Annotated in this window: 19 protein-coding genes; 8 read left to right on the top strand and 11 right to left on the bottom strand. The window is 35.5% G+C overall.

Annotated features, from left to right (window positions below; translation table 11 throughout):
- The first annotated feature begins 52 nt into the window (after positions 1 to 52).
- A complete protein-coding gene (locus tag JFT95_RS01350; RefSeq protein WP_201051187.1) occupies positions 53 to 1,516 on the top strand; it encodes a nicotinate phosphoribosyltransferase in 1,464 nt (487 codons plus the stop codon).
- Positions 1,517 to 1,741: 225 nt separating this feature from the next.
- Here the strand turns inward: JFT95_RS01350 and JFT95_RS01345 are convergent, their stop codons facing one another.
- The 8 genes from JFT95_RS01345 to fdhF all read right to left on the bottom strand — a co-directional run bounded on the left by JFT95_RS01345 (position 1,742) and on the right by fdhF (position 14,018).
- Positions 1,742 to 4,096 (bottom strand): heavy metal translocating P-type ATPase, encoded by a 2,355-nt coding sequence (locus JFT95_RS01345; RefSeq protein ID WP_201051185.1) that lies wholly within the window; start codon positions 4,094 to 4,096, stop codon positions 1,742 to 1,744.
- A gap of 20 nt (positions 4,097 to 4,116) precedes the next feature.
- Positions 4,117 to 4,494 (bottom strand): ArsR/SmtB family transcription factor, encoded by a 378-nt coding sequence (locus JFT95_RS01340; protein ID WP_002010461.1) that lies wholly within the window; start codon positions 4,492 to 4,494, stop codon positions 4,117 to 4,119.
- 348 nt (positions 4,495 to 4,842) lie between these two features.
- Complete coding sequence (locus tag JFT95_RS01335; protein WP_044444461.1) at positions 4,843 to 5,403, bottom strand: class I SAM-dependent methyltransferase; 561 nt, start codon at positions 5,401 to 5,403, stop codon at positions 4,843 to 4,845.
- A gap of 129 nt (positions 5,404 to 5,532) precedes the next feature.
- Entirely contained in the window at positions 5,533 to 6,948 is a 1,416-nt protein-coding gene (locus JFT95_RS01330; RefSeq protein WP_016101851.1) for an amino acid permease, read from the bottom strand.
- A 103-nt stretch (positions 6,949 to 7,051) separates the two neighbouring features.
- Entirely contained in the window at positions 7,052 to 8,185 is a 1,134-nt protein-coding gene (gene ald / locus JFT95_RS01325; RefSeq protein ID WP_002010453.1) for an alanine dehydrogenase, read from the bottom strand.
- 369 nt (positions 8,186 to 8,554) lie between these two features.
- Positions 8,555 to 10,426: a glycerophosphoryl diester phosphodiesterase membrane domain-containing protein gene (locus tag JFT95_RS01320; protein WP_201051183.1), complete on the bottom strand. Its 1,872-nt coding sequence runs from the start codon at positions 10,424 to 10,426 to the stop codon at positions 8,555 to 8,557.
- Between the two features lie 154 nt (positions 10,427 to 10,580).
- Complete coding sequence (locus JFT95_RS01315; protein WP_201051181.1) at positions 10,581 to 11,063, bottom strand: helical membrane plugin domain-containing protein; 483 nt, start codon at positions 11,061 to 11,063, stop codon at positions 10,581 to 10,583.
- Between the two features lie 12 nt (positions 11,064 to 11,075).
- A complete protein-coding gene (gene fdhF / locus JFT95_RS01310) occupies positions 11,076 to 14,018 on the bottom strand; it encodes a formate dehydrogenase subunit alpha (protein ID WP_201051179.1) in 2,943 nt (980 codons plus the stop codon).
- Between the two features lie 295 nt (positions 14,019 to 14,313).
- Between fdhF and fdhD the strand changes: the two genes are divergently transcribed.
- Together fdhD and JFT95_RS01300 are read left to right on the top strand one after the other, a co-directional pair.
- Complete coding sequence (gene fdhD, locus JFT95_RS01305) at positions 14,314 to 15,120, top strand: formate dehydrogenase accessory sulfurtransferase FdhD (RefSeq protein ID WP_002125147.1); 807 nt, start codon at positions 14,314 to 14,316, stop codon at positions 15,118 to 15,120.
- A gap of 500 nt (positions 15,121 to 15,620) precedes the next feature.
- Positions 15,621 to 16,127: a GNAT family N-acetyltransferase gene (locus JFT95_RS01300; protein ID WP_002010444.1), complete on the top strand. Its 507-nt coding sequence runs from the start codon at positions 15,621 to 15,623 to the stop codon at positions 16,125 to 16,127.
- A gap of 361 nt (positions 16,128 to 16,488) precedes the next feature.
- Here JFT95_RS01300 and JFT95_RS29820 read toward each other — a convergent pair whose 3' ends face one another.
- Positions 16,489 to 16,611: a hypothetical protein gene (locus JFT95_RS29820; protein WP_002029704.1), complete on the bottom strand. Its 123-nt coding sequence runs from the start codon at positions 16,609 to 16,611 to the stop codon at positions 16,489 to 16,491.
- 333 nt (positions 16,612 to 16,944) lie between these two features.
- Here JFT95_RS29820 and JFT95_RS01295 point away from each other — a divergent pair, with 333 nt between their 5' ends.
- The 3 genes from JFT95_RS01295 to JFT95_RS01285 all read left to right on the top strand — a co-directional run bounded on the left by JFT95_RS01295 (position 16,945) and on the right by JFT95_RS01285 (position 19,816).
- Positions 16,945 to 17,616 (top strand): response regulator transcription factor, encoded by a 672-nt coding sequence (locus tag JFT95_RS01295; RefSeq protein WP_002010439.1) that lies wholly within the window; start codon positions 16,945 to 16,947, stop codon positions 17,614 to 17,616.
- Between the two features lie 77 nt (positions 17,617 to 17,693).
- Positions 17,694 to 19,157 carry a HAMP domain-containing sensor histidine kinase gene (locus JFT95_RS01290; protein ID WP_201051178.1) on the top strand — a complete coding sequence of 488 codons (1,464 nt, stop codon included), beginning with the start codon at positions 17,694 to 17,696 and terminating at the stop codon, positions 19,155 to 19,157.
- Between the two features lie 146 nt (positions 19,158 to 19,303).
- A complete protein-coding gene (locus JFT95_RS01285; RefSeq protein ID WP_002029700.1) occupies positions 19,304 to 19,816 on the top strand; it encodes a GNAT family N-acetyltransferase in 513 nt (170 codons plus the stop codon).
- Between the two features lie 36 nt (positions 19,817 to 19,852).
- On the opposite strand, the gene pdxR is transcribed toward JFT95_RS01285, so the two are convergent.
- Positions 19,853 to 21,253: a MocR-like pyridoxine biosynthesis transcription factor PdxR gene (gene pdxR / locus JFT95_RS01280; protein WP_201051177.1), complete on the bottom strand. Its 1,401-nt coding sequence runs from the start codon at positions 21,251 to 21,253 to the stop codon at positions 19,853 to 19,855.
- A gap of 120 nt (positions 21,254 to 21,373) precedes the next feature.
- On the opposite strand from pdxR, the gene JFT95_RS01275 reads away from it, so the two are divergent.
- Entirely contained in the window at positions 21,374 to 22,300 is a 927-nt protein-coding gene (locus JFT95_RS01275) for a DMT family transporter (RefSeq protein WP_201051176.1), read from the top strand.
- A gap of 205 nt (positions 22,301 to 22,505) precedes the next feature.
- On the top strand, positions 22,506 to 23,030 hold the full coding sequence (locus JFT95_RS01270) for a DUF4871 domain-containing protein (protein WP_201051175.1): 525 nt from the start codon (positions 22,506 to 22,508) through the stop codon (positions 23,028 to 23,030).
- Positions 23,031 to 23,323: 293 nt separating this feature from the next.
- Here JFT95_RS01270 and JFT95_RS01265 read toward each other — a convergent pair whose 3' ends face one another.
- Positions 23,324 to 24,526 (bottom strand): NAD(P)-dependent malic enzyme, encoded by a 1,203-nt coding sequence (locus tag JFT95_RS01265; RefSeq protein ID WP_016101857.1) that lies wholly within the window; start codon positions 24,524 to 24,526, stop codon positions 23,324 to 23,326.
- Positions 24,527 to 24,535 lie beyond the last annotated feature (9 nt).

Genomic DNA, 24,535 nt, shown 5'->3' with positions numbered 1-24,535 from the left:
CGAAAGGGGGAAAATTGGTATACTATAACCAAATTACGGAGGTGTTTTCACAATGAATCATTATAAAGACGATAGTTACGCCTTACATACAGATTTATATCAAATCAACATGGCTTATACATATTGGAAAGATGGTATTCATACTCGCCGTTCTGTTTTTGATCTATACTTTCGAAAGCTTCCATTCGAAAACGGCTATGCTGTTTTTGCTGGTCTTGAAAAAATTGTAGAGTACATAGAAAATTTCAGCTTTACCGAAAGTGACATCGCTTATCTAACAGAGCTGCAATTTGAAGAAGACTTCCTTCATTATTTACAAAACATGAAATTTACTGGCACGATTCGTAGTATGCAAGAAGGCGAAGTTGTTTTTAATAACGAACCATTATTACGTGTTGATGCACCGCTTGGCGAGGCACAAATAATTGAAACCGCCCTCTTAAATATTGTAAATTACCAAACATTAATTGCTACAAAAGCTGCACGTATGAAGCACGCTGCAAATAATGATGAGCTTTTAGAGTTCGGTACAAGACGCGCTCATGAGTTTGATGCTGCCCTTTGGGGAACAAGAGCTGCCTTTATTGGTGGTTTTTCATCTACAAGTAACGTTCGCGCAGGGAAACGATTTGGCATCCCTGTAGCTGGCACACATGCCCATTCTTTCGTTCAAGCATATCGCGATGAATATGTTGCATTTAAAAAATATGCTGAAACACATAAAAAATGTGTATTTCTTGTCGATACATACGACACATTAAAATCTGGTGTTCCAAATGCGATTCATGTTGCAAAAGAGTTCGGGGATCGTATCGATTTTTATGGCATTCGCCTTGATAGTGGTGATATGGCATATTTATCAAAGGAGGCCAGAAAACAACTTGATGCAGCTGGATTTACAAACACAAAAATTATCGCTTCTAGCGATTTAGATGAATATACGATTATGCACTTGAAATCTCAAGGGGCAAAAATTGATGTATGGGGTGTTGGTACAAAGCTGATTACATCCTTTGAGCAGCCAGCATTAGGGGCTGTTTATAAACTAGTCGCTATTGAAGATACTGACGGAAAATTAAATGATACGATTAAGATTTCATCTAATCCTGAAAAAATTACAACCCCAGGACTTAAACGAGTTTATCGTATTATTAACCGTGTTAACGATCATGCAGAGGGCGATTATATTGCTTTAGAGTCAGAAGAACCCGGAAAAGAAGAGCGTTTAAAAATGTTTCATCCAGTTCATACATATATAAGTAAATTCGTAACAAGCTTTGAAGCACGCGAACTGCATCAAGATATTTTCATTAACGGTAAAAGAGCGTATGAATTACCTAATATATTAGATATTCAAAAGTATAATGAACGCAGCCTCTCACTATTTTGGGAAGAGTATATGCGAACTTTAAACCCTGAAGAGTACCCTGTCGATTTAAGCCAAGAATGTTGGGATCATAAAATGAATTATATTCAAACTGTTCGAGAACAGGTTGAAAAAAATATACAAAAATAAAGTGAAGCTTTAATCAGTGGGGTTTTGTCCCTCCCCCACTTCTCCATTTTTCAATACTATATGGATATTTGTAAAAAATATATTAAAATAATAAGAAGAATATTATTATTTTTGTAAATTTATATATTAAATTATTTAAAAACAAAATAATATTTGATATTATTTTCTTGAGTCAATTTCAACAAAATAACCAATAAAAAAGAGGACGCAATTGCGTCCTCTTTTTTATAAATCTTTTACTCGTAGTACACGCATTGCATTTAATACTGCAAGTAACGTCACACCAACATCTGAGAAGACTGCTTCCCACATTGTTGCAATACCAAAGGCGCCGAGTAATAACACTAACCCTTTTACCCCTAATGCAAATATAATATTTTGCCATACGATGCTACGTGTACGTTTTGCAATTTTTACTGCTGTCACAATTTTTGAAGGCTCATCAGTCATAATAACGATGTCAGCAGCTTCAATTGCTGCATCTGACCCTAAGCCGCCCATCGCAATACCAACGTCTGCCCTTGCTAGTACTGGCGTATCATTAATACCATCACCGACGAATGCAATCTTTTCTTTACCGCGTTTTGCTGCATCAATTTTTTCGATTTCTTCTACTTTTTGGTGTGGTAATAATTCGGCATGAACTTCATCTAAACCTAATTCTTTACCAACAGCTTCCCCGACTGATTTTGCATCACCAGTTAACATGACTGTCTTCTTAATACCTAGTTCTTTTAACTTTTGAATTGCTTGTTTTGAATCCTCTTTTACCTCATCAGAGATAACAATATACCCTGCATATTTACCATCTACAGCAACATGAACTAGTGTACCTACTGTATTTGGTTGCTTAAATGTAATGTTTTCTTTGCTCATTAATTTAGCATTACCTGCAAAAATTTCTTTTCCTTGTACTTTTACAACCGTACCATGACCAGAAATTTCACTATAGTCTTCAATAGCATTTTCATCGATTGATTTTCCATATGCATTTCGAATAGATTGTGCAATCGGATGATTTGAATATACTTCTGCAAATGCTGCATATTCTAATAGCTCTTCAGCTGTGATACCTTCACTAGGCTCCATCTTCGTAACTTTAAAGACACCTTTTGTTAATGTTCCTGTTTTATCAAAAACGATATATTTCACATCATTCAATGCTTCTAAATAGTTACTTCCTTTTACTAAAATACCACTTTTAGATGCCCCACCAATACCGCCAAAGAATCCAAGAGGAATCGATACAACGAGCGCACATGGACAAGAGATTACTAAGAACACTAAAGCTCTATAAATCCAATCGGAGAATGTAGCACCCTCTAAAATAAGTGGTGGAATAAATGCCATTATTGCTGCTGTTATAACTACAACAGGAGTATAATAACGTGCAAACTTTGTAATAAAGTTTTCTGTTGGCGCTTTTTTGCTACTTGCATTTTGTACTAAGTCTAAAATTTTCGATACAGTGGATTCACCGAACTCTTTTGTAACTTCGACAATTAATACACCATTTTGGTTTACAAAACCACTTAATACGTCATTACCAACTTCTACTTCCCTCGGTACAGACTCACCTGTTAACGCTGAAGTATCCATCATTGATGTTCCCTCAACTACTTTCCCGTCTAACGGTACTTTTTCACCTGGTTTTACGATAATATACTCACCAATTTGCACATCTTCTGGTGATACTTGTTTCGTTTCGTTTCCAACTTTCACATTCGCATAGTCAGGACGAATATCCATTAATGACGTAATTGATTTTCGAGAACGATTTACTGCAATACTTTGGAACAGTTCCCCTACTTGGTAAAATAGCATAACTGCTACCGCTTCTGGATATTGTTGAATCGCGAAAGCTCCTAAAGTTGCAATTGCCATTAAAAAGTTTTCATCGAACACTTGGCCGCGAGTTATGTTTCTTACCGCTCTCCAAACGATATCTCCACCTATTAATAAATAAGCAAGGACGAATAATGGAATTGTTATCATTTGCGGTAATCCGGCTAACGTAGCAATTCCTGTCAAAATTCCACCGACTACTAATCTTCCTATCATCTTTTTCACATTTCCATCACCATGATCATGGTCGTGTCCTTTTTCCTCTTCACGAACAACTTTTACATCAGGCTCTAACTTTTGAACAACATTTTTTATATTTTGTACAGTCGATTCAAGTTCTCGTTTATTTGCAACTTCTACTCGTAATTTCTTTGATACGAAATCAACAGTCGCTTCTGAAATTGTTGGCATTTCCTTTACCTTATTTTCAATCTTCATTGCACAATTTGCACAGTCTAAGCCTTCTAATACAAATACTTCTTTTACTGATTTTGTTTTTTGCTCTTCTTGCACTTTAATATGTGGCTCTAATTTTGTAACAAGTTGCTTCGCTTCCGTAACAACTTGATTTTCTTTATTTTGCGGTGTTTCTAAAAGCATCGTTTTTGTTGCAAAGTTTACGGAACAAGATGTTACCCCTTCTATATTCCCAACACCTTTTTCAATTTTCATTGCACAATTTGCACAATCTAAACCTTCTAGCATAAGTTTCTTTTTCACTAATGCTTCTGCCATCTTTCTCCCTCCTCGCTTTTTTATTCTTCCTCGTTTACGTGTTCAAACGCTTGCTCGAAGATATGAATTACGTGTTGATCAGCTAATGAGTAATAAACTACCTTTCCTTCTTTACGGTTCTTTACAAGCTTTGCTTGCTTTAATACACGAAGCTGATGTGAGATTGAAGATTGCGTCATTCCTAATAAATAAGCTAAATCACAAACACACATTTCAGCTTCAAATAATGCATGTAATATTCTCGTACGTGTACGGTCACCTAATACTTTAAATAATTCTGCTACTTTACTTAAACTTTCATCAGTCGGAATTGTTTGTTTTACTTGATCCACGATTTCCTCGTGAATTACCGTTTGAGAACATGCTTCCTGTTGCGTTTCTACTTTATTTTCAGCCATCACAGCTCACCTCTTTATTTGAACATATGAACAACTATTCATATGTCTTATACCTTTATTATATGAGCGTCTATTCATATGTGTCAATGAATTCTCATACATTTTTTAAAACATTTCGTTCACATTTCAAAATAAACATATAAATATTCTCCGCATCTATCATGCCCTTCATACAAAAAGGATGCACGAAAACTACCGTGCATCCCTTCTTATTTATCCCGCATTAACGGGCAGTAAGACTCCCACCTCAAAATGCAGCTGGAACAAAGAAGTTAGGTGGGAGATTAACTGCCCGTAAAAGCCCGATTGGTGAGGGCTAATAATCAGTGGGGGATGAAGCCCCACTGATTAAAGTTTCACTTTATTAACTTTTACTGCATCCACAATTAACGAAGCAAATCCTAATTTACCATCTTGATTTCTATGATCAAAACGTTTCGATCGATAAATAAATCCACCGTTCTCTTCCCAATCACTATAATGAAACTGGCCATTCTCATCACAGTATTCTAAAAGCTTTACTTGAAAACCTGCAGCTTCAAACATAGATATAATCGTTTTGTAGTTATGTACAATTTTATGGCTTGCAGCTGGATGATCTAACGGGCCAGGTCCTCCCACTTGCACACCACGCTGATACTCTTCATTTGGGAAAAATGCATCCGGCACTGCGCAGCGAATATATCCACTATCTTCTAAAAACTCATAACAAACTTTAGCTGCTTCTATACCTTCTTCATACGATAAATGCTCCCATACGTGCTCAGCCAAAATTACTGATAAAGAATTAGACGGAAATTTATTAATCCACGTTTCTCTTTTTAATAAATTTAATTCTTCTTCATTCGTATGTAACCAACCTGGATTATTATTATATCCCTCTGCTCCAACGACAACTTTCGTCTCCATCTTTCCACCCCTTTTTTCATATTCCGACATAAAAAGTTCGACAAAGTAACATTGACCCCCTTTATTTCCCCAAAAGAAAAAACCTTGCGCGCTCCCTAGACGCACAAGGCTTACTAACTTTATATCCCTTTAATTAGCTTTTTCTAAACTATCTTGCGAACTTCCATCGTCTTTTAAATGACTATGTTTTTTCGAATAAACAAAGTATACAACCACTCCGATTGCTAACCAAACACCGAAGTATATCCATGTTTTTAACGGTAGATTTACCATTAAGAATAGACAGCTTGCAACTGAAATAATCGGTAAGATTGGTACAAGTGGTACCATAAATCCACGTTGTAATTTCGGGTGCGTTTTACGAAGAATGATGACAGTTACACCAACCATCGCAAATGTTAATAACGCTCCAATATTCGCTAAATTCGACAATTCTTTTAAATCGATAAATCCGGCAATTAAAGCACTACCAATTCCTGTTAACCAAACTGAAAATGTTGGTGCTTCTGTCTTCTTGTTAATTTTCGCAAAAGATTTTGGCAATAAACCGTCACGGCTCATAGCGAAGAATACACGTGTCGTAGCGTAGATATATGCGAAAATTACAGCCATAATACCAATTACAGCTCCAATAGCGATTACACCAGCCACTTTATCTTGTCCTACAACTTCTAATACATAGGCCATCGCTTCAGGTACATCTAATTCCTTATAAGAAACCATACCTGTCATAACGAGACAAACTACAACATAAATGATTGTACAAATGACTAATGAAGCAATAATACCAATCGGCAAATCACGTTGTGGATTTTTCACTTCTTCAGCAGAAGTTGCTAATGCATCAAATCCTAAGAAAGCGAAGAATACTGCTGCTCCTCCGGCAAAGACTCCACTTAAGCCGTACGGTGCAAATGGTATCCAGTTTTCTGGTTTCACGTAGAATACACCAACTGCAATGAATAAAACAACAATACCAATTTTAATTAATACCATTATGTTATTCACACGCTTACTTTCTTTTGTACCTCGTGATAATAACCAAGTTATCACCAACGTAACGATAACTGCGGGTAAGTTCACCATACCACCTTGCGATGGAATCGTTAACAACGCTTTTGGAATTTCAAGTCCCAATCCACTCACTAAATTATTGAAATAACCTGTCCATCCGCCAGCTACTGCGGCAGTCGTTACGACATATACGGATAGCAATGTCCATCCCATTAAATGGGCAATAAACTCACCAATTGTTGCATATGAATATGTGTACACACTACCTGAAACAGGAAGTGCAGATGCAACCTCTGCATAACATAAAGCTGCAAATCCACAAACAATTGCTGCAATCATAAATGAAAAAATAACTGCTGGACCAGCATCTCTTGCTGCTACTAATCCAGTTAATACTAGAACTCCTGTACCAATTATCGCACCAATCCCTAGCATTGTTAGGTCAAATGCCCCTAGCGTTTTCGTCAAAGTTTTACTTTTACTTTCCCCTAACAATTGCGTAACGGATTTCTTTTTAAATAGGTTGGCCACGATGAATGCCCCCTTTTACCAAGAAGAGCTAAGAGGTATTATCTCTTAGCTCTTATCATGTTGTTTTATATATTGTTCGATTTTGTTTTGTATAATGCTTCTATTAGCAAGATACTGTTTCTGCTTCTAATAATTCTTTAGCACCCTTGTACTCTACACCGTGAGCTTCTGCAACTGCTTCGAATGTTACATAGCCTTCTAATGTATTAATACCTTTTAATAATGCAGTGTTGCCTAGGCAAGCTTCTTTGTAGCCTTTGTTAGCAATTTGTACTGCATATGGTACTGTTACGTTTGTTAATGCAAGAGTTGATGTACGTGGAACCGCACCTGGCATATTTGCAACTGCATAGTGAACAACGCCGTGTTTTTCATAAGTTGGGTTATCATGAGTTGTAATACGGTCAGTTGTTTCGAAAATACCACCTTGGTCAATCGCGATATCTACAACAACAGAACCTTGTTCCATTGATTTAATCATTTCTTCTGTTACAAGTTTTGGCGCTTTTGCACCTGGGATTAATACTGCACCGATTACAAGATCAGACTCTTTTACAGCTTCTGCAATATTGTAAGGATTAGACATTAAAGTTTTTACTTGGTTTCCGAAAATGTCATCTAATTGACGAAGACGTTCTGCACTTAAGTCGATGATTGTTACATCCGCACCTAGTCCAACTGCAATTTTAGCAGCATTTGTACCAGCTTGTCCACCACCGATAATTGTTACTTTACCACGTTTAACTCCTGGAACACCTGCAAGTAAGATACCTTTACCGCCTTTGTTTTTCTCAAGGAATTGCGCACCGATTTGTGCAGCCATACGACCAGCTACTTCACTCATAGGTGCAAGTAATGGTAAAGAACGGTTTTCTAATTGTACTGTTTCATATGCGATAGCAACAACTTTCTTTTCAATTAACGCTTTTGTTAATTCTGGTTCTGGAGCTAAGTGTAAGTATGTGAATAAGATTAAACCTTCGCTGAAGTGTTTGTATTCGCTTTCAACTGGTTCCTTAACTTTCATAACCATTTCCATGTTCCAAGCTTCTTCAGCCGTATCAACAATTTTCGCTCCCGCTTCAACATACTGAGCATCTGTGAAACCAGATCCTACACCTGCGTCCTTTTGAATGAATACTTCGTGATTGTTACGAACTAAATGTACAACACCTGCTGGTGTCATTGCCACACGGTTTTCGTTGTTTTTAATTTCTGCTGGTACCCCAATACGCATAATGAAATGCCCCCTTATAATTAACAGAAAAAAGGAATTCTTTTTTCTTTTTTAAATAATTAATAACTTATGTCCTTATTCTAGCATAACTTAAAAGTTATGAAAACGCTAACATACTATTTTTTAAAAGTTTATATATTTAGAATAGTGTAAATATATAAAACATTGATTTTATTGGGTTCTCCGTACCACTCCATCATCTATTACTCTATTTCTATTATATCCATTCAAAATGCATAGTAATTATTTATTATTTGACAATAATGTAACAATGTAAAAAAACAAAGTAATGACGTATACATATACACTTATTACTTTGTTCAATACTTTAGAAATATATTCTTTTCACAAAAAAACAGCTACTGGCATTTAGCCAGCAGCTGGATAACTTATAAATAACTTTGAAAATAGATCTTCTGTCGTCTCACTAATTTTATCAAACATATCACTTTCACGATCTTCTTGCTCTTTTAACATCTTAATTGTTTCACGTGCATCTTCAGGATAATCGGTAATGATACCATCTACGTTTAACTTATAATATCCCTTTAAACTTTCCATATCATTTACCGTCCATACGTAAATTGGCTTGTTTAACTTCCTTGCTTCTTTTACTAATTTCTTATTTAACATGTATTCTTCTGCTACATAAAAATCAGCCTTCACATTCTTTAAGTTAGCTCTACTCGCATACAGTATATATCCTACTTTTATATTTGGATTTGCACGTTTAAACTCTTTAATAAGCGGATAGTGTAACGTTTGAATGACACATTGCTTCTCAAATTCATTATCTTTAATCGCTTTTAATACTTTGTTTACGAAATCTTTTTCGCCACCATGGAGCTTCACTTCAATATTAAGTTTGATTTTTCCTTTTGCCAGCTTAATGATCTCATCAAGTGTACTTATTTGTCCTGAAAACCCATCTTGACTAAGGGTAAGCTGTCTTAACTCCTCCATCGTTAAATCTGACACGTGAACATTAGCATTCGCAAGACGTTTTAGCTTCAAATCATGTATAACTGCTAGTTCACCGTCTTTTGTTTGCAGTACATCAATTTCAGCGTAGTCTGCTTTGGCATCAATAGCCCCCTGCAGAGCTTCTTTCGTATTCTCTACACCTTTTGAAATATAACCACGATGAGCCATAATAATTGGTTCTTTATATGAATTTGAAATAAACGTTACAATGAAGGCAACGACCATTCCGGCAGTAATAATTCCTACAATATATACACCAATAAATTTCCAACGATGTTTTTGGAAGAAACATTTATCTGCTTTTGTTTTCGAATAATCTAATCCTTCTTCTAATAAAACATCTTCAACCGGAACCTTTTGTAAATACAATCGTGTTATTGCCATAATATAAAATGGTGTCACGATAAAACTAAATAAATACAATGTACTCGTTAAAAATACAGACATTGTTGATTCTGCTAATAATGCAAATGTTCCCTGTGGATTTGTAAATTCATACATGCCCCATAGACACAATAAATACATTCCAAAAAATACACCGTACACAATCCCTATTGAAATAAAAAATCCTACTAAAAAGAATAGTACTTTAAAAAAACTTTCTTTTACTAACGTTGCACTTTTACGTGCTGCTGTGCGAAACGGCTTTTGCTCTAAAACAACAATAGGTAGAACAAAAATCCAGCGAAGGTTCAAATACGCAACTACAGCAAAGAACGTGTAATAACCAACTTGTCCCATCGTTGTCTTAAACAGTTCTCCTGTAATAAAGTTAGGAATTTGAATTTGCGGAATTAATGCCGTTTCATATCCAAGATTTAAAAGAGGTAACAATACGACAGCATATAAAATAAATCCTGGTAAGCAATATGTGAAAAGAGTAGGTAAATACGTTACGGTTTTATATAAAATCGGACGTAATTTCACCTTTTGTCTTTTATGAGCGAAGTACGAAATGATAATAAGCACCGCAAATTCCGTAAAGATAAGAAACAGTGCTAACAATGATAAAATTACGATTGCAAAAATGCCGTATCGTGTCTTTAAAAACGCTAATAATTCATCATTCGTCGCATTTGCATAACCACCAAAATACAATAACTTATTAAAAATGATCCCAAATAGCGGAACAAATACAATCGCTGCTAATAATTTATAAGCAAGTTGAAAGGTTAATACATTCCAAAAAGCAAATCTAACTGTTTGAAAGGAATGTCCCATTACCCCTGGTATAGATAGTCTTTTACGGTGTTGCATATATTCCTCCACATTCTAAAACGATATTTGAGATGGATTCCATATTTCCATTTCCAACCCATCTTTTTAATAATAATATATTCCGCTTAACATGAACACTCTTATACATACAATGAAAAAGTGATGGCTACTTGCCATCACTTTTTCATTTACTCTATTTTTTCTCTAACCCTTGACCAAATGCTTTCAAGAAGCTAAAACCGAATGTAATCGCTCTGTTGATATCTGGATCCTTTAATACTTTAAAGAAATCCATCACTTTTGTTTTCTTTCCGTTTTTCAGCTCATCCGTTGCAAATTTTAATCCAGTGACTAAACTAGATGTTATTTGTTTCGTTATTTCTGGGTCCACTGAAGATAATGCCTCTCCTGCCCCCATCATATTGTTTAATGCGTTTTTTACTGGTTCACGATTCAATTGTTCAACAGCTATTTTGGAAACATCTTCTTTTGCAGCAAGTAAACTAATTGCTGCATCTAAAATTCCAGATTTTTGCAACTGCGCTAATAGCTGCATCGTCTCTTCTACTGCTTCTCTATTCTCAGCTAGATCATTTAACAACTCATCTGTTACTTGCTGTTTTTTTTCTTCTTCTGTTACAATCTTCTTTTTAATTAAAGTAATCTCTTTTGCCATTATCTCCGCCCCCTAATTCTGGTCCACAAGTGATACGTATTGTTTTCTTTGCCACTTTCGCTCGATTTCAACACCATTTTGCGGATGACGTTTTTTATCTCTCGGGTTTGAAGATGGTAACGGACGATTTCCTTTTTCACGTAATACGCGCAGTTTCACCATTGTTTGTTTATAAGCTGGTGTACACGTATAAATGTCTGTTGCTGTTCCTGTTAAAATATTGATTGCCTCTTCATTTACTGTCGCATGCATCGGCAAATACAACTCATTTCCAGTTACACGATCTGTAACAAGCGCTTGTACTTTGATTTTTCCAAATGGTGATGCTAACTCTACAAGACCACCATCTTTCACATTGCGTTCTTTAGCAAGTTCAGGTGAAATTTCAACAAATACTTCAGACACTTTAGATAAAATACCAGCCGACTTATTCGTCATATTCCCTTCATGGAAATGCTCTAGCATACGGCCATTATTTAATAGTAAATCATACTCATCTGGTGCTATAACTGGCGGAACCCATCCATCTAGTGATAAACGTGCTAGTTTGTCTGGGAAGTTAAATCCATCTACATATAATAATGGTGTATCACTACCATCATGGCTACCCCAACATAAACTATTCCAGCCTTCTAGACGGTCGTACGTCGCTTGAGAGTATAACGGTGCAAGCGATGCAATTTCGTCCATAATTTCACTTGGACTTCCATAATTCCAGTCTCCGCCCAGTGCACGAGCTACTTTTTGTAAAATCCACCAATCTGGTTTTGAATCATCAAGCGGTTTCAATACTTCGTATAATCTTTGAATACGGCGCTCTGTATTCGTAAACGTTCCTTCTTTTTCTAAGCTTGGTGCTGCTGGTAAAATAACATCGGCGAAACGAGCTGTTTTCGATAAGAACATATCTTGAACAATAAGGAAGTCTAAATTCGCTAAAATATGTTGTACATGGTTGGCATTTGAATCTACTAAAGCCATTTCTTCTCCCATAACATACATACCACGTAGTTTTCCTTCTTCGGCCGCAAGTAACATTGCGATATTATTTAATCCCGGTTCTTTCGGAATGGTAGTACCGTATGCTTTTTCAAATTTCGCACGATGCACATCATCTGAAACAGCTTGGTAACCCGGAAGCCAGTTCGGTAATGTTGCCATATCACAAGCACCTTGTACGTTATTATGCCCGCGTAACGGATACGCACCGGCACCAGGACGACGGTAGTTACCTGTAACGAGAAGTAAATTTGAAATTGCTGCTGACGTTGTACTTCCTCCTGTATTTTGAGTTACACCCATTCCCCAAAGTACACAAGTACCATCTGCTTCATATACCATACGAGCCATTTCTTTTAACTGAGCTTTAGAAATCCCTGTAATTCCCTCAGTATAATCAAGCGTATATTTTTCTAGCATTTTGCTATATTCATCAAAATTCTTTACATTTTCAGCTATGAATTTTTTATCGTGCCAATCTTGATCAATAATGTATTTCGTTATCCCAGCAAGCCATACATAATCCGTCCCTTGACTCGGGTGAACAAATATATCAGCACGCTCCGCCATTTCATGTTTACGAAGGTCTGCGACAATTAGTTTTTGTTCATGTAATTTATGAGCACGCTTCACTCTAGTTGCAAGTACAGGATGTCCTTCTGTTGGATTTGCCCCAACAATAATAACAAGACCTGCCTCAGCAATATCTTTCACTGTTCCAGCATCTCCGCCCATACCGACAGTTTTAAATAAACCGTCTGTTGCTGGAGATTGGCAATAACGGGAACAGTTATCTACATTATTTGTTCCATATATTTGACGAGCTAGTTTTTGCATAAGATAGTTTTCTTCATTTGTTACTTTCGAAGAAGAAATAAACCCAAACGCATCGCTACCATACTCTGATTTAATATGTTGCATATTAGATGCAACAACTTCAAGAGCCTCTTCCCATGAAGCCTCAACAAACATATCTCCTTGGCGAATTAGCGGCTTTGTAATACGCTCTTCACTGTTCACAAAGTCCCATCCGAATTTTCCTTTTACACATGTGGAAATACCATTAACCGGTGCATCTGAAACAGGTTGCACTTTTAAAATTTGACGATCTTTCGTCCATACTTCAAATGAACAACCTACACCACAAAATGTACAAACTGTTTTTGTCTTATTAATTTTCGTCTTACGCATCGCGGACTCTACTTCTGAAACTGCTAAAATACTGCTATATCCAGGCTCTACATCTTTTACAAAATCAATCATTGGATTTAGCACATCTGGTTTTAAACCAGTCATAAATCCAGCTTCTCCTAGCATCGTTTTTTCCATTAATGCATTACAAGGACAAACTGTTACACATTGCCCACAGCTAACACAAGACGAGTCATTTATACTCACACCATTGTCCCAAATAACACGTGGACGGTCTAAACTCCAATCAATCGATAAAGTTTCATTCACTTGTAAATTTTGGCATACTTCTACACACTGCCCACAAGCAATACATTGATTTGGATCGTATCGATAGAATGGATGCGACGTATCCACTTCGCATGCACTTACTTTCGGTTCATATGGATATTTCTGTTCTTCAATCTCCATCATATGTACTGTATTATGGACTTTACAGTTACCATTATTGTTATCACATACTGTACAATACAATAAATGATTCTCTAATATTCGATCCATCGCTTCAGTTTGTGCTTCCTTTGCACGTTCCGATTGCCTCTCAATATGCATGCCATCTTCCAACTTCGTCGAACAGGCACGTAATAAACTTCCATTCACTTCTACAATACATGTATCACAAGTTTGAATAGGATCTACCTCTGGTACATGACAAATTTGAGGATGTTCTAAATTACTTTCGTTAAACAATTGGAGTATCGTCTTTTCACCTGATACGAAAAATTCTTTACCATCAACGGTTACACGGGCTGTCTGTTCTGTCATAGTTTCCCCTCTCCTTACAACTAACTGTACAACACAATTATGAATCCGTTTTCATAATTGTGTTGTACATATTTTTGAAGCGCCCTGTTGAAATACTTTCCTTTGGAAGTCGATTCTAGATGTTATAAGGTATAACTACGAAAACTTGAAAATGTCGCTATTCTACAAATCTATTATATCGTACATATACAATAATAACCAAAATAATCTGCCATCTTCTTGTTAGTAAATGTTTTTGTTTTTTTGATGTTTTATGATAAATATGGGGAAAAATACATATAAAGGGGAATTTAATATGGGGCCTATTCAAGAAACATATACAATTGTACGTTATCAATCTGGTACATTTTCAAAACAAACCGATGAGGTTGTTACGGAATCTCCCATTACAATTAAATTAAATAGCGAAGAATACGTAACAGTTGTATGCACTCCTAATTACATTGAAGATATGGTAACCGGTTTTTTAATTTCTGAAGGAATTATTTCTTCTTATAAAGATATTGAAGAATTATGGATCCAAAAAGAAAACGGAATTGTCCATGTAAAATCATCAAAAATTAATCCGCTCTATCAAACTTTATATAATAAACGGTACGTAACTTCTTGTTGCGGGAAAAGTAGACAAGGTTTTGTTTTCGTCAACGATGCAGCAAAAGCAAAAAAGTTACATGATATACATATAACTATTACTCCGGAAGAATGTTTTCACCTAATGACTTCCTTACAACAATCTTCAACTACATTTCGCCAAACGGGTGGTGTGCATAATACCGCTTTATGTGATCGAAATAACATTCTTTTATCAAGAATGGATATCGGAAGACATAATGCGCTAGATAAAATATACGGTCATTGTTTACGAAACAATATCTCTGTTCAAGGGAAAATCATTGCGTTTAGCGGACGCATCTCATCTGAAATTTTGTTGAAGGTTTCAAAAATAGGTTGCGAAATTGTTCTATCTAAATCAGCTCCAACTAAACTAGCTCTGCAACTCGCCCACGATTTAGGTATTACCGTAGTAGGATTTATTCGAAATGGATCTTGCAATATTTATACACATCCGGAACGAATCGATGGCTACAAAATAAACGATTGAATACGTAAAAGAAAGTGCAAATTTAATCAGTGGAGGGTTTTTCCCTCCTCACTGATTATTAGCCCAACCAATCGGGCTTTTACGGGCAATCCGACTCCCACGAATAGTTGGATAAAAATGACTCCTTTACACAGCGGAAATTTTAGTTATAAAAATGTAACATATTAAAACCTTGAATAGTTAATAAAGTTAATATATAATTTCATTACATAAAGTGAAACTATAATCAGTGGAGGTGTTCATCCCCCACTGATTATTAGCCTTCACCAATCGGGCTTTTACGGGCAGCAGGGCTCCCACCTAACTTCTTTGCTCCAGCCGAATTTTGAGATAGGAGTTTTACTGCCCACAAATAGCGGGATAAATAAAATGAAAACATAGTAGCATAATCTTTTCATTCTTTTACAAATTAAGAAAGAATAGTCACAGAATACATTTAACTAAACTTAATCTTACAAAGTTAATGAATTAAATTTGAATCAATCTAGGAGGTTACAACTATGGAAATTCGCTTATTAACAACAGAGGATGCAGAAATTTATTTGAAAGTGTGTATGGAAGGTTTAATGAAAAACCCTGAGGCTTTTAGCTCTTCTTATGAAGATGTTCTTAAACAGGAAAACCCTGTCGCTGCTATGGCAAAGCGATTAAGCAATCCGGATAAGTATACTCTAGGTGTCTTCAAAGATAATGATTTAATCGGTATTGCTACTCTAGAAACAAAGCCATTTATTAAGCAGGAGCATAAGGCAAAAATCGGCTCAGTTTTTGTTTCTCCAAAAGCGCGTGGCCTCGGTGCAGGACGAGCTTTAATTAAAGCGATTATTGAAAATGCCGATAAATTACATGTAGAACAGCTTATGCTTGATGTTGTCGCTGATAACACTGCTGCAAAAAAATTATATGAGTCCCTCGGCTTCCAAACTTACGGTGTGCAAGAACGGTCCTTAAAACATAATGGCCAATATTGGGACGAAGAGCATATGGTTTTATTCTTAAATAATTAACATTTTAATATAATTTTTCAAAAGCATCTTCTTATTAATTAAGATGCTTTTTTCATTACAACAATGTAATCTTCATGTCACCTTTATCGATCGTTCCAATCCTTTCCATTCGTTATACTAAAAATATAAAGTGAAACTTCACTCAACGAGGAGGATCCGTCTCCCGCTAATTATTAAATGAACGTATAGCATGCAATTGATATGTAGAGGAGAATGTAACATGAAACAAAACAAACAAGCTATCTTTTTAATATTTGCTACAGCAATTGTAACTTCTGGACTGGCAATTCTACCCTGGTTTATTATATAGAACACATTAAAAAAGCTTATTGCTTCTTAAGAAGCAATAAGCTTTTTTCTATTATAAAATCCCGAAAAATTTATTTACACAACTTATCATAATAAGCATAGATACCGCAACACACATTACAATCGCATTACGATCTTGCTTTTCTTTTTGTAAACGTTCTACTTTTTTACTCATGTGTACAATCCCCTTTATATTAAAAAAAGTGTGAGATAGGAATTTTTTCTTATCCGATGCGAGGTGAATACGAAAACCCTCTCTATCTCACATACACAATAGAATGGAATTGTCATTTTATAAATAAAATGACATGACGTTATGTCGCAACATAGGGTATTTGTGTCGCTACGTTTTCTATTATAAAAAATAGTTGTGCAAAACTAGTGCATTTTTTATGTCAATTGCCCTGATTGAAAAAATCAGCCATCCATTCAATCACATAAAAAGAGTTTTTTATTATTTTCATGTAAACTATACAAGTAGAATGAATAGTTTGGGGTGCACAAGATTATGGTGAAAATTTTATTAGTAGACGATGAAGAACGTATGTTACGATTGTTAGATCTGTTCTTAAGCCCTCGTGGCTATTTTTGTATGAAAGCTACTTCTGGCCTTGAAGCGCTAGAATTAATCGAACAAAAGGACTTCGATATTATTTTATTAGATGTTATGATGCCGAATATGGATGGGTGGGATACTTGCTATCAAATCCGTCAAATTTCCAACGTTCCAATTATTATGCTAACAGCTCGCAACCAAAATTATGATATGGTCAAAGGTCTGACTATGGGAGCAGATGACTACATTACAAAACCATTCGATGAGCATGTATTAGTCGCGCGAATCGAGGCTATATTACGCCGTACGAAGAAAGATGGCTTTGTTAGCTTCAATGGTATTGAGTGGGATAAAACGAAACATACTGTTACAGTTTATGGTGAAAGAATCTCACTAACTCCTATTGAATTCTCGTTACTTGGACTCTTTTTACAAAATACAAACCGTGCTTACAGCCGTGATGATTTAATTGAAAAAATTTGGGGCTATCAAACAGACATCGAATACAGAACTATCGATTCACATATTCGTAATATCCGTGATAAATTACGCAAAAAAGAATTTCCAGTTGAAGATTACTTAGAAACCGTCTATAAAGTCGGATATAAATGGAAAAGTGAATAATTACTTTAATCAGTGGGGATGGATAAAACCCCACTGATTAAAGTTTCACTCTATATGAAATAAGGTATGGTGAGAAAATGAGCAAACTTTCCCTTAAAGTTGGGACATACTTTTTAATATTAGCTTTATGTATTGAAACAATTGCCTTCGTATCTTTTTATAAGAACCTTTCAAACATACGCATTGAAGAGGAAACTCTTGCTCTTTTAGAGAAAGGAAATCGCTATAGTAAACTGATTAAAAACCGCGCGAAGTGGGGTGCATATTCTAAAGAACGGCAACTCACAGAAAGCGCTGAACACAGTAAACGACCTAAACGTGCTGTGTACCCCGAGTTTGATATCAACACTGAGGCTGAACACTTAGTTGAATCAGAATTAATTGCTAACTCTGATATAGCTATCATTATAACAGACAATAACGGCAAAATTATTTCTACCTCAGAACCCGTAACGAAAGAAATGCAAAAACAACTTACTTGTAAAACAGAGACTATCCCAGAAGGTGGATTAATCGTTGAAAAAAACTGGAAAAAATCAAAATTCATCTCAACAGTAAGCCCGCTGGAAATTCAAGGATTTCAAGGTAAGTTATATATGTTATTAAAGACATCTTTCTTAGAAAATATGTTACTTAAACTCATGAATCAATTTCTTATCATTAGTGTTTTGACACTTATTTTAACTACTATTTCTGTCTTTGTTTTTTCTCGTGTTATTACAGAACCGCTTATAAAAATGAAGCGGGCGACAGAAAAAATGTCAAAATTAAATAAGCCGATTCAATTAGGAATTAAACGAAATGATGAACTTGGAAGCTTAGCAAAAACGATTGAAGATTTATCTAGTGAACTTACGTATATGAAAAAAGAACGAAACGAATTTCTCGCTAGTGTAGCGCATGAATTACTAACTCCATTAACGTATATGAAAGGTTATGCAAAGGTAGCAAAAAGAGATTCTCTAACGAAAGAAGAACGTGAAGAATACTTACAAATCATTGAAGACGAAACGGATAGTGTAACCGATCTCGTACAAGATTTATTTATGCTTGTACAATTAGAGCAACACCAGTTTGTTATAAAAAAACAAAAAGTAATTCTTAAACCATTTTTAGAACGAATGGTTGAAAAAACAAAAACAACATTAACAAACAAACAAATGCAACTCCATGTACATTGCAAAGATGATTTAGAAGTTTGCATAGACGAAAGACGTATGGAACAAGTTATGTTAAATTTATTACACAATGCTTATCAACATTCACCAGAAAACACTTCTATAATAATACGTGTACTAACCAGTGCGAATACTTTTACAATAAGTGTACAAGATGAAGGTGAAGGTATTCCAAAAGAAGATATCCCACATGTTTTTGATCGCTTTTACCGTGTCGATAAATCCAGAACACGAGCTACAGGTGGAAAAGGTATCGGATTGGCTGTTGCAAAAGAAATTGTAGAACTTCATAATGGTTCTATTGAAGTTAAAAGCGAATTAGAAGTCGGAACAGAATTTATAATTGAATTACCATTTGTATAATATATGCGTGAAATCACCAGTAGTAGTCAACACTACTGGTGCTATTTTATTTATAAAACCAACTATTATAAGCTAAGCTTTTGAAATTATTCTTATTTCAATATAAAATATAGGTATAACTGTCAAAGATTTGGAGGGTGATACAATTGGATATCCATGTATTAACAAAAGACGAAGCAGAAATTTACTTAGAACTTCGAGTAGAAGGATTAAAACAAAATCCGGAAGCTTTCAGCTCTTCTTATGAAGATATTATTAATAAAGAGTGTGCTATTGAATATAAAGCCCAAAAATTAGCACAAGATGAGAACTATACACTAGGTGCATTTAAAGATGGCACTTTAATCGGAGTTGCAACACTGGAAACGAAACCATATGTAAAACAAGAACATAAAGCAAAAATCGGTTCAGTATACGTGTCTCCAAAAGCACGCGGACTTGGAGCGGGAAAAGCACTTATTAAAGAATGTCTTGAGCTTGCTAAATCTTTAGAAGTAGAGCAAGTTATGCTTGATGTTGTTGTCGGAAACGATGGTGCAAAAAAACTTTATGAGTCATTAGGCTTTAAAACATTTGGCGTGCAAGAACGTTCATTAAAATATAACGGACAATATTGGGATGAAGAGCATATGGTTCTTTTCCTAGATGAAGAAAAATAGTAAAAAAAACATCCTCCATTTATGAGGATGTTTTTTTTACTTTCTTGTAAACCATGCTGTATATAATAATTGAATGGCCTCTTCAATTTCTTCCTCTAATAAAGTCGCAAATCCAAGCAATACTGTACTTTTGGGAGAAGTCCCTTCCTTATAATATATCGAAGCAGGATACACTTTAATACTCCTTTCAGCTGCAGCTTCCATTAATTCTTTCTCTTCCATCCCATTATGCACTTTTAATAAAATATGTAGGCCGGAATCTTCCCCTATTACTTCAATGCGATTAGAAAAATATTTTTCTAATACCGAAACAAGACGGTCTCTCTTCTTTCGGTACACAACACGCATTTTATGAATATGTTTTTCCCAATGCCCGTCATTTAAAAATTTCCTAATGATCTCTTGATCCATTCTTGAAACGCTTTGTGTGTAAAATAAATATTGCTCTTGATACTGCTTAATAAGGGATTTTGGCAACACCATATAACTCATCCGTAATGATGGCAATAGCGCTTTAGAGAGCGTCCCCATATAAATTACTTTCCCATCTCTATCTAACCCTTGCAGTGCCGGTATAGGTTTTCCCGAATAACGAAATTCACTATCGTAATCATCTTCAACAATATACCTACCTTCTTCTTTCTTCGCCCATTGTAAAAGCTGCATCCTTCTCGTGATAGGCATAATCATCCCATATGGAAACTGATGAGAAGGTGTAACAAACACAATATTAGCTGAACTATTTTCTAACTCTGAAATACAAATACCATCTTTATCTAAAGATAACATTTGAACATTTTGTTCACCCTGCTCGAAAACAACCATCTTTCGGTGGTAGCCTGGATTTTCAACTGCATAACCACTTCCTTTTAACAATTGAAATAACGACTTCACTAATATTTGCGTACCAGCTCCGATTACAATTTGACTAGCCGAACATCGCACACCTCTAGATTCATACAAATAGCTCGCGATTGCTTCTCGTAAACTTACCTCCCCTTGCGGATGTCCAATAAAAAGTAAATCTTTATTTTCAAATTGCCATACCTCGTTCGTAATTTTTCGATATACATGAAACGGAAAAGTAGTAGTATCCACACCCGTTTGAGTGAAGTCAAATTTATACACCTGCTCTTGAAAAGGTACTTCCCCTATTACCTCTTCGCTACCTTCCACATAAATCATTTGCTCGATTTCACATACAAAATAACCTTTTCTAGAAATCGCCTCAATATATCCTTCGGCAAGAAGTTGCTCATAAGCTGCCTCTACTGTATTTTTACTTACTTGTAAATATGTTGCTAGCTTCCTCTTAGCCGGTAATTTCGTAAAAGCCGGAATCGTTCCATCTTTAATCTCTTTTTTTATATACTCATACAATTGTACATACAATGCCGTCTTACTATTTGCATTCAAATTAGGCGTTAATTCTAACATAATATCTGACCCCTTAATAAAACTAAAATCTGATACTTTTTACAGTACCAAATTTTATATATAATTCCTTTTATCATGTCACACATAAAAAATCAAATACTAAAGAGGAGATGCATGATCATGAACAAAAGTAGACGTATTGGACTCATTATGATTATTACAGGAGCCACATTATGGGGATTATCTGGACCGATGATTCAATGGCTATTTCAACATACGAACGTATCATCACTTGATTTTTTAACAATTCGCTTGTTGCTTGCAGGAGTATTTATTTTGTCTTTCTTACTAATAAAGAAACAAAACATATTTCAAATTTGGAGACACCCTAGACATTCTATACAGCTTATTATTTTCTCTATTCTTGGCATGCTTGGTGCGCAGTATGCTTTTATCGAAACAGTTCATATTAGTAATGCGGTCACAGCAACACTCTTTCAATTTCTAGGCCCTGTTCTTATTACCATTTACGTTGCGTTTGAGCAAAAGAAATTCCCTGCTTCTATGCAAATACTCGCAATTATAACTGCGCTAACAGGGACATACTTTATTATTACAAACGGTTCAATTGAAAATATTGTTTTATCTAAAGCAGCTATTACTTTCGGCCTATTAACAGCGATTGGTTTTGCGTTTTATACCCTTCATCCGGCTTCCCTTATTAAAGAATGCGGAACAACTATAGTAATTGGCTGGGGGATGTTAATTGGAGGGATTGCACTGCTTATTTGTAATCGTTCTTTTGGGTGGAATCAGATTTCGCAGACTTTCACACTTCAAACTTTTTCTATGCTTATTCTTATCATTATAAGTGGCACTCTTTCTTTCCTTCTTTATATCGGGAGTCTTAAATATTTAGCAGCAACAGAAACAAGTATTTTATCTAGCATTGAACCACTTGTAGCTGCCATCGTTTCAATCACCTGGCTTAATGAATCTTTTGGAGCATATCAATTATTAGGCGGAGTATGTATCGTTCTTTCTGTTATTTTCTTAACAATGCCTCAAAAAGAGAGAGAACCAACCTTTTCAACTGAGCAAATATAAAGTGAAACTTTAATCAGTGGAGGTTTTTTTCATCCCCACTGATTATTAGTTGAACCAATCGGGCGTTTACGGGCAGTTAATGCGGGATAGAAAATGTCAAAAAAGGTCGTACAAAACTTACGACCTCTTTTTATGATTTAAAGGAATTGTCTCGTCTTCTAGCAAATACAATTACACTAACAATAAAATTTAGGAGTGTGGCACCATGAAAAAAATCGGAACTATGCTACTTTTCTCCTTCCTCATTACTGGCTGCGCGCAATCGCAACCCGATTCAACAGCACCTAAAAAAGAAGTAATAGAAACTTCATCCTCTCAAATTAACGCACCTTCCTTTTTTCACCTTAGTGTCTTAAAAGATGTAAATTGGGAAGAAGTACCATCATTCGTAGAAGGAAAAATACCGTTAAAAGGCATTGAAAGAAAAATTGCAATGGCTGATAGCTCTATTATCGCAAATGAGCAAAATGAAATAATGTGGTTCTTCCTGGATCCTGAAATGCCAACTGGAAAACTATCTATTATCGCGTTAAAACAAGGAACTACAACTCCAACACCAGTACTCTTTCAAAAAGAAACCTCCAAACAAACTTGGACTACTTCAAATACAGTCGATACAACCGTAAAGGAACTCCCTCTCGTAATGTCACTACCTTCATCTGGATTATGGGTATTAAACATATATGTGAATGAAAGATATTATGATCAATTTGTAATCAATGCCGAATAAAGTGACAAAACTGAAACACTTCCTTACAACAATGTAATTTCTACGTCACGTACTTCGATAGGTGGATTATCTCTCTTCTCTTATACTTAAAGTAAGAAATGACGCGAGGAGAGATGAGAGATGAAAAAAATGATAGAAGTGATCGTAGCAGTAACTAAGGTTTTAATAAATGGTAAACAAGTTGCAATGGAGTTAAATAAATAATGAAAGGGGCTTGAATAAATTTACACTTCTTCATTATTTTGATTTCTTATCTCAAAAAAAGCAGTGCCTTTTTAAGGCGCTGCTTTTGACTATTTATAACTTGGCATTTTCGTAATCTGTGCCACACCTGAATCAATGGCTGCTTTCGCTACTACTTCTGCAACACTTGGAACAACTCTTTTATCTAATGGATTTGGAATTACATAATTCGCATTACGCTCTTCGTCCGTAATTATGTTAGCGATCCCATATGCTGCTGCTAATTTCATCTCTTCTGTAATATCAGTCGCGCGTACGTCTAATGCACCACGGAATATACCAGGGAACGCTAATACATTATTTACTTGATTTGAATAATCAGAACGACCAGTTCCAACTACAGCAGCTCCAGCTGCTAATGCGTCCTCTGGGAATATTTCTGGGATTGGATTCGCCATTGCAAACACAATTTGTTTCTCGTTCATCGTCTGTATAAGTTCTTTCGTTAATACGTTAGGAGCAGATACACCGATGAAAATATCAGCTTGATGAATCGCCTCCTTTAATGTTCCACGTACATATTCTCGATTTGTCTTCTTTGAAACTTCGATTTGCGCTTCGTTCATCCATGTTTCACCTTCACAAACAATACCTTCTAAACTAACTAACGTAATGTGTTTTGCGCCAGCTTTTAATAATAATTTTCCAATTGCAATTCCTGCCGAACCCGCACCGTTAATAACAATTTTCACATCGTCCATTTGTTTACTTACAACTTTTAATGCATTAATAACAGCTGCTAAAACGACAATAGCCGTCCCATGCTGATCATCATGAAATACAGGAATATTCGTTTCTTCTTTTAATCGTTTTTCAATTTCAAAGCAACGTGGTGCTGCAATATCTTCTAAATTAATTCCTGCAAATGTAGGCTCTAAATTTTTAACAAGGGTAACGATTTCATCCACATCAGTCGTCCCTAAACATAACGGGAAAGCATCTACATTCGCAAATGTCTTAAATAAAATACTTTTCCCTTCCATAACAGGCATAGCCGCTTTCGGTCCAATATTCCCTAAACCAAGTACTGCAGTTCCATCTGAAACAACTGCAACCATATTACCACGTGCTGTATAGTCATAAGCTGTTTCCTCATCTGCCGCAATTGCTTTACAAGACTCTGCTACCCCCGGTGTATAAGTCAAACTTAAATCGTCCGCTGTATTCACTTCTACTTTACTTGTAATTTCAATTTTCCCTACTAATTCTTTATGCAATAACAATGATCTTTCATTAATTTGTTTTTCTAACATACTTATAAT

The organism is Bacillus sp. TH17 (genome assembly GCF_016651125.1).
GTDB lineage: Bacteria > Bacillota > Bacilli > Bacillales > Bacillaceae_G > Bacillus_A > Bacillus_A mycoides.
This window is presented reverse-complemented; position numbering and strand designations above follow the sequence as displayed.

What these genes read in the sequence shown, in the direction of transcription:
- JFT95_RS01350 (WP_201051187.1), top strand. Translation starts at nt 53, where the DNA reads ATGAATCATTATAAAGACGATAGTTACGCCTTACATACAGATTTATAT.
- JFT95_RS01345 (WP_201051185.1), bottom strand. Translation starts at nt 4,096, where the DNA reads ATGGCAGAAGCATTAGTGAAAAAGAAACTTATGCTAGAAGGTTTAGAT.
- JFT95_RS01340 (WP_002010461.1), bottom strand. Translation starts at nt 4,494, where the DNA reads ATGGCTGAAAATAAAGTAGAAACGCAACAGGAAGCATGTTCTCAAACG.
- JFT95_RS01335 (WP_044444461.1), bottom strand. Translation starts at nt 5,403, where the DNA reads ATGGAGACGAAAGTTGTCGTTGGAGCAGAGGGATATAATAATAATCCA.
- ald (WP_002010453.1), bottom strand. Translation starts at nt 8,185, where the DNA reads ATGCGTATTGGGGTACCAGCAGAAATTAAAAACAACGAAAACCGTGTG.
- JFT95_RS01320 (WP_201051183.1), bottom strand. Translation starts at nt 10,426, where the DNA reads ATGCAACACCGTAAAAGACTATCTATACCAGGGGTAATGGGACATTCC.
- JFT95_RS01315 (WP_201051181.1), bottom strand. Translation starts at nt 11,063, where the DNA reads ATGGCAAAAGAGATTACTTTAATTAAAAAGAAGATTGTAACAGAAGAA.
- fdhF (WP_201051179.1), bottom strand. Translation starts at nt 14,018, where the DNA reads ATGACAGAACAGACAGCCCGTGTAACCGTTGATGGTAAAGAATTTTTC.
- fdhD (WP_002125147.1), top strand. Translation starts at nt 14,314, where the DNA reads ATGGGGCCTATTCAAGAAACATATACAATTGTACGTTATCAATCTGGT.
- JFT95_RS01300 (WP_002010444.1), top strand. Translation starts at nt 15,621, where the DNA reads ATGGAAATTCGCTTATTAACAACAGAGGATGCAGAAATTTATTTGAAA.
- JFT95_RS29820 (WP_002029704.1), bottom strand. Translation starts at nt 16,611, where the DNA reads ATGAGTAAAAAAGTAGAACGTTTACAAAAAGAAAAGCAAGATCGTAAT.
- JFT95_RS01295 (WP_002010439.1), top strand. Translation starts at nt 16,945, where the DNA reads ATGGTGAAAATTTTATTAGTAGACGATGAAGAACGTATGTTACGATTG.
- JFT95_RS01290 (WP_201051178.1), top strand. Translation starts at nt 17,694, where the DNA reads ATGAGCAAACTTTCCCTTAAAGTTGGGACATACTTTTTAATATTAGCT.
- pdxR (WP_201051177.1), bottom strand. Translation starts at nt 21,253, where the DNA reads ATGTTAGAATTAACGCCTAATTTGAATGCAAATAGTAAGACGGCATTG.
- JFT95_RS01275 (WP_201051176.1), top strand. Translation starts at nt 21,374, where the DNA reads ATGAACAAAAGTAGACGTATTGGACTCATTATGATTATTACAGGAGCC.
- JFT95_RS01270 (WP_201051175.1), top strand. Translation starts at nt 22,506, where the DNA reads ATGAAAAAAATCGGAACTATGCTACTTTTCTCCTTCCTCATTACTGGC.
- JFT95_RS01265 (WP_016101857.1), bottom strand. Translation starts at nt 24,526, where the DNA reads ATGTTAGAAAAACAAATTAATGAAAGATCATTGTTATTGCATAAAGAA.